6 protein-coding genes are annotated in these 6,228 nt (G+C 32.1%); all 6 read right to left on the minus strand.

Annotated elements, in window-relative coordinates:
* Positions 1-52: 52 nt before the first annotated feature.
* Positions 53-568, minus strand: a complete 516-nt coding sequence (locus OZD70_RS02025) for a hypothetical protein (protein WP_275020524.1) — start codon at positions 566-568, stop codon at positions 53-55.
* Positions 569-590: 22 nt separating this feature from the next.
* Positions 591-1,673, minus strand: a complete 1,083-nt coding sequence (locus OZD70_RS02030; RefSeq protein ID WP_275020526.1) for a hypothetical protein — start codon at positions 1,671-1,673, stop codon at positions 591-593.
* A 342-nt stretch (positions 1,674-2,015) separates the two neighbouring features.
* A complete protein-coding gene (gmk, locus tag OZD70_RS02035; RefSeq protein ID WP_275020531.1) occupies positions 2,016-2,624 on the minus strand; it encodes a guanylate kinase in 609 nt (202 codons plus the stop codon).
* A complete protein-coding gene (locus OZD70_RS02040; RefSeq protein ID WP_275020533.1) occupies positions 2,608-4,413 on the minus strand; it encodes a pentapeptide repeat-containing protein in 1,806 nt (601 codons plus the stop codon). Before OZD70_RS02040 ends, gmk begins: the two co-directional genes overlap by 17 nt.
* A complete protein-coding gene (locus OZD70_RS02045) occupies positions 4,406-5,590 on the minus strand; it encodes an ankyrin repeat domain-containing protein (protein ID WP_275020528.1) in 1,185 nt (394 codons plus the stop codon). The genes OZD70_RS02040 and OZD70_RS02045 overlap by 8 nt, the downstream gene beginning before the upstream one ends.
* A gap of 140 nt (positions 5,591-5,730) precedes the next feature.
* The coding region (locus OZD70_RS02050) for a transposase (protein ID WP_275020072.1) at positions 5,731-6,228 on the minus strand (498 nt) is incomplete at its 5' end.

Here is a 6,228-nt window from a genome sequence, read left to right on the forward strand (position 1 = left end):
TTTGATCAAAAAGGCACGAGAATTTGGCTATACTTTAGTGCAACAAGAGGAGCTAGTTAAGGAAGTTTCTTAGAAGATTTATATTCTTATGAGCATTTTTCTTAGAAAAACGCTCTTCAAGCTCTTTCTGTGTTTCCTGGTCAGGGCTAACACCTGTTATATCTTTGATTCTTTTTATAGTCTGATAATATTTTTGCTTACGATGCTCTTTAGGTGTTGTTATATGGTCACTTTTATTTTCAGCACCATTTTGTAACAGTTCTGCACAAAATTTAGCAGTGTAATAACGTTTTGTAGGCCTTGATCTAACTTGCCTAGAAAAGTCTTTTAACTTACTAGGTATCTTCTCTGCTTGTCTAATTAAAGCGATTTGCGCTGGATATTTATCATCTTCATTTTTGGCGTTTATAGCCTTATGCAATTTTTCTGAAGATATTATTCCTTTTTTTTCAAAATCTAATATTAACTTCAAGTATTTGATTTTATATTCTCCTTTAAGTAAAGCAATGTGGTGTAAGGCATTATTTTCCTTTGTACCTTCAAGGCTAATATCCGCCCCTTTTTGCAATAACTCTTCAAAACGTTCTTTATCATTCTTTAATTGCTGAATGTAATGAATTACTATCTGGAGTATTTATGGTATACCCTATAATTTCTTTAATTTTTATTTCTGTATTGGTTTTTATTTTTGGTTCTAATTCAGACTTCTTTACTGACTCTGCCAATTTTTCTAAGAAATTACGGTAGTATGTCTTTTGCTCTTCTTTTAAGTCTTGTAATTTTTCTGTAGATAATCCTAAATTATCAGAGCTGGCTCCATGCTCTAACAATTTTGTAAGAAACTTAAGTGTGTTATCGTTACTTCGAATTGTACGAGACTCATGTTTTTCTTTTGTTATCTTGTTAATTAGTGCTACCTGAAGAGCGTCCTGATTTTCACTATTAATGAGTTGTGCTAGATCCTCCTTGGTGACCGTTTTTATTAGGATACCCAGAAACTTGCATTTCTGTTTCTTTTCGAGCGATGCGATAAGGTGTAAAATATTATTTCCTTTTTCATCTTTTATGCTGCTAATATCCGTGCAATCTTTGAGATATTTTTTAAATTTCCTGTTATTTCCATTTTCGATCGCTTTTAGTAATAGAGCATTGTTATTTGTTATTTCGTTGCTTATTTCTACTTTATGATCATCTTCAACATCGCTACCGTAGCCACTTTCTGCTTCACTATCTTCACTATTCCTACGATCATTTTGGTTGTGGGTAATACTATTAGAACAATATTTGCTATTATCAGTAATTTCTGAAATTACTTGCTTTACTCGTTCTTTTATTTCATTTGATATTTTTTTCGATCGTTCTATTGCTTTATCTAGCACTGGAAGGAAGCATTGGACATAATACCTATAATATTTTTCTTGTTCTCTAAGTGATTCTTCTAATTTAGTTAATACTTCAGAGCTAGCACCTTCCTCAAATAACCTTTCACATTTCTTGAGAGCTCCATCTCGACTTCTTGGTTTTTCACGCTTGTGTTCTTCTTTTTTTACCTTTCTATCTATAATGCAGTACAATTGCTCGTCTTTTCTATCTTGCTCTTGCTTTTTATTTTTATCTATGCATTCGTCTAATTTATTTGCATTAGTAGCTAGTGCGCTTAGATCTATACCCATACTAAAACCTCAATATTAAAAGCTATTTAAGTTGTCAGAACTAAACTAACAACCAAGAAGTTTGACTTTTAAATTGAGCTAAACGTTGTATATGTGATCAAAATATAGGTGGAAAGGCAGAAAACTAGTTTCTATTAGAAAATCTGTTATCATAGTCAAATCCTCACTTGAACAGTTGTCTACTATTTTAACCATTTTGTCTTAAAAAATAATAAATATAGCTAAACTAACTTACGACAATTTGAAAAACCGTCATTCCGCTACTAGTTAGCGCCGCGGCGGTATGACGGTTCGCGGCGGTATAGCTATAGGATAAGAAACTATAGCTGCAGATCAATGCTTTTATAAATCTTCCAGACTTGGTTTTTCTTTTAGTTTTTTAAGTCTTTCTTTATTTAGTATGGAGCTTATCTCTTCTACACTTTTATCAATATCATCATTGATTATTACATAATCATATTTATCACGTTTGCTTATCTCTTTTTGAGCTTCGGCTAATCTGCGCTCTATTTCGCTCGCATCATCACTATTACGCTTTTGCAAACGCAACCTAAGCTCTTCCATTGAAGGGGGAAGTATAAAAACACTCACAACTTTTTTTCTCATGAGCTTGAATAAGTGAAATGCTCCTTGCCAGTCTATGCTTAGTAAAACACTTATTCCACTGCTTAAGTTTTGCTCTATAAAATCTCTTGGTATACCATAAAAATTCTCAAAAACTTTGGCGTATTCAAGCATCTGACCAGCTTCGCATAACTCGTGAAATTTTTCTTCGGTAACGAAAAAATAGTCTTTTCCATTTATTTCGCCGGAGCGAGGCTTGCGCGTAGTCATAGAAACAGACCTAACTAAATTAGTTGATCGCTCAAGTAATTTTGCTGATATAGTAGTTTTTCCAGCTCCAGAAGGGGAGGATAGAACAAATAATACGCCCTCACTTTTTACGGTCATTTTTCTTTGCATTTTTTAACATGGCGCTTTTTTGATCAGAGTTTAAAAAGCTAGAACCTTCTAAATTAGAATTTGATAAGTTGGTGCCAATGAGAGAAGAGTTATCAAAGACAGTATAGCGCAAATCGGTCTTTTCAAAATTTGCCTTATTCAAATTAACGTTTACAAACTTTGCTCTACTCAATGTTGAATTAGAAAAATCAGCATTTTCTAAATTCATATTCTTAAATTCAAAGTAAGAATAATTTACATCAAATTTTTCACCCTGTGATATTTTCTCTTGCAAATCTCCAATTGAAGTTATAGCATTTTCTAACCCTGCAAGTTTTTTCTGCCCTTGATTGTCAATCAAAATTGAATTATCAAACTTGCAATCTGTTAAATGAGCATCAGCAACTGAACTTTTATATATGCTTGAAGAGTGAAAAGACATATCACTAATTGTTGAATTGCTCAAATTGCTAAGAAAAAAGCTAGTTTTCCTAAAGGCATTAGCGTGAAGCAAAGAAGATCTGAAATCGCTTTCAATAAAATTTGAATTAGTTGCTTTTAAATTGGACCAGCTCGAATTATCAGCTAATAAATTAAAGAATGTTGAATTTTCTATTTCACTGGAATCAATATTATGGTGAGAAAGTGTACTGTTATAAACTTGAGAGTCTTGGATTTTTATCTTATACATTGAAGTTGTAGAAAGATCTGAATCTTCTATCTTTGCAGAGGTGAATAGTGAATGGTCAAAAAATGAGCCATTCATGTTAGAATTCGCAACTTTAGTATTATGAAACTTTCCATGATGAATGTCAGCATTAGAGACATTAACTTGATGCAGTTCACTAAAACTAAAATCAATATTGGATAAATCAGCATCCTGAAGACTTGCTTCAGAAACATATACATGTTTTATCTTGGAACCATTTAGTATAGATTGAACAAAACTTGAATTATCGTCATTCACATAGGAAATTTGTGTGTTGCTTAAATTAGCTTCGTCGAAGTTACTGTTAATTATGATAGAAGAATTAAGGCAGGCATCGGAAAGATTGCTACCTGTAAAGTCTGATTCTTTTAGCTCTGTACCATATATGTTAGCATTTTTTAATGAAGAAAATTGTATCTTTAATTTATATGCATCCACTCCAAAGAAACTTGCATTATCAAGGTTATTTTTCTGCATAACAGTATCGTTTATTTCACTATCATTAAAATTTATGTAGCTAACATTCGAGTTTGATAAGTTGGAGAGATTCATTTTCATATTCGAGAAATTAGTATGCAAACCAATTACGTTGTGCATACTTACTTTTTTGAGATCGGAACTGATAAAATCAGCATAACTAACATTAGACTGATCAAATACAATATCTGTTAAGTTTGCAGAAACAAATTTTGTAAAACTCAAATTTGTACCTTTTATTTTAATGCCATGTAAATTAGCATTGGAAAAATTAGCACCACGTAAATCAACATCAATAAAAGACACGTCGGATAAATCGGTGTTAGAAAAATCGGCACCAATCAGACTTACTCCATCAAAAACAGATCCACTTAGGTACAATTGGCTAAAATTAGCCCCATTTAAGTTAGAGCCAAAACCTTTCTTAAAATCTTCTGGCACGCCCTCTTTGTGGCACTGCACCAAAAATTCAGCAAAGTCTTTTTTACTGTAAGATACGTATTTTGCATCATGTAGAGCGTTTAAAAAATCACTAATCTGATTTTTTTCATCGTTTGTTTCGTTTCCATAACATAAATGACCAACTAAAATTAATATCAAAAATCTAATCATCTTGCTTATCGCACTGCGACTCATTGTTTTCTTTCGTTTCCACAGCCCAATCGTACATTACTGAGCTTTCTTTATTGTCTATTTTTCTATCCTCCAAAAGGTGTGGCATCATTTCGGCAATCGCATTTATTATATTGATCTGCTTTTTTTCGATTGCTATATCAATTGGGGATTGAAAATTATTACTAACTGCTCTAAGATCAGCGCCTTGTAATAAGAGAAAGCGCACTATTTCTACCTCACCTTGTTTAACCGAATAAATGAGAGGAGTATCACCCAATTTATTTCTAAACCTTAGTATCTTTTGAGTTGTTAATCCAATTTTTTCTAGCTTACTTATTATTCCTCTTAAGCAAGGTAAGTTATTTTTCTTAATACAGTAAAAAAATTGCTTACTGTAATCATCAATAAATACAGTTGTAGGAAGATGCTCATTAAGGCTATCATATTGTCGTTTATATATTGACTTGCTTTGTATATCTTTATGAACCCATTCTTTTATTGTTTCTCTGTTTAGCTTTGTCCATTTTTGTAAATTTTTCTTTTCACTTTGCTCTTCTTCATCTTTTTTAGTTATAGGTTTTACTCTCTTAGAATTATTGTTTGTTTCTTTCACTTTTTTTTCTTCAAACTGATTCTCTACTTTTTCTTTTTTTCCCTCTAATAATTGACTCGCATCACTTTTTGAAAGTTCATTATCTTTTATATCAATCTTCTGATCAGCTTGTAGATTCTTTTGCTGGTCAGTTGTATTCTCATTTAAATCAGCACTTAAAGGCAAAGGCTCTGGTTTCAAATCTTTCTTCACTTCTTTATTGGCCACATTTGGTAAATTTTGAGCAAATTCGCCTGTACTTTCTTCTAGCTGGTCATTTGGCAAATCTTTATCAATCCTTTCACCTTCACTTATAGTTTTTTCAACCACGGAAGCTTTGTTCTCATTTTGTTTCAGCTTCTCTTTATCGGTTACTCTTTTGCTCTCAGCCTCCTGTGTTTGTTTAGCATCAACGTTGCTTTTCAACTCATCTTTTTGATTTGTGCTATCTTGCTTCCTTATACCTACATTTTCGTTTTTATGAACTGATTCAATTTTCTTTTCTTCAAATTGCTCTACAGCAAATAGGCTCAGTGATCCAAATACAACAACTAATAATACAAAGTATAAAATACTCTTCATAAATATTCCAAGCATAAGCTTAATTAAGATAATACTATAATCAAATGATTAATCTACAGTAAAAAATGCCTTAGATAAAAAACCAATAGATTTTTTGCATTACTTTTTCTGGGTAAGATCAATTGTTTCTTAAACCTCTTCTAAGAAACTTCCTTAACTAGCTCCTCTTGTTGCACTAAAGTATAGCCAAATTCTCGTGCCTTTTTGATCAAAAATTTTACAGCTCTCTCCTTATATCGTATTTCATAGTATTCCATTCCTTTTTTTACATATTCTTGTCCGTATTTGAGCATACTATAAAATATGCATGCTATTTTTCTTGCAATAGCTGTTATTGCTTTTGGTGCTCCTAATCGTTTTTTTAATCTTCTGTAGTATGCACCCAATGAACTTTTACTATTTCCTACAGAATTAGCAGCCATTCGAAATGCATTCGCAGCACGATTAATGACTTTACGCGTTCTTGTGCTAAACACTTTTTCTCCTGTAATTTTATTGGCAGGGCTGAGTCCTAACCACGATGAAAAGTGTTTTTCTGTTGACCATTTATTATGGTTTATACCAGTTTCTGAAATTATAGTCTGTATACTTAGTATATCAAGCCCTGGAACTTTAGTAAAATCCATACCAGTTATTCG

Source organism: Wolbachia endosymbiont of Drosophila tsacasi, assembly GCF_028982115.1.
Lineage (GTDB): Bacteria > Pseudomonadota > Alphaproteobacteria > Rickettsiales > Anaplasmataceae > Wolbachia > Wolbachia pipientis_B.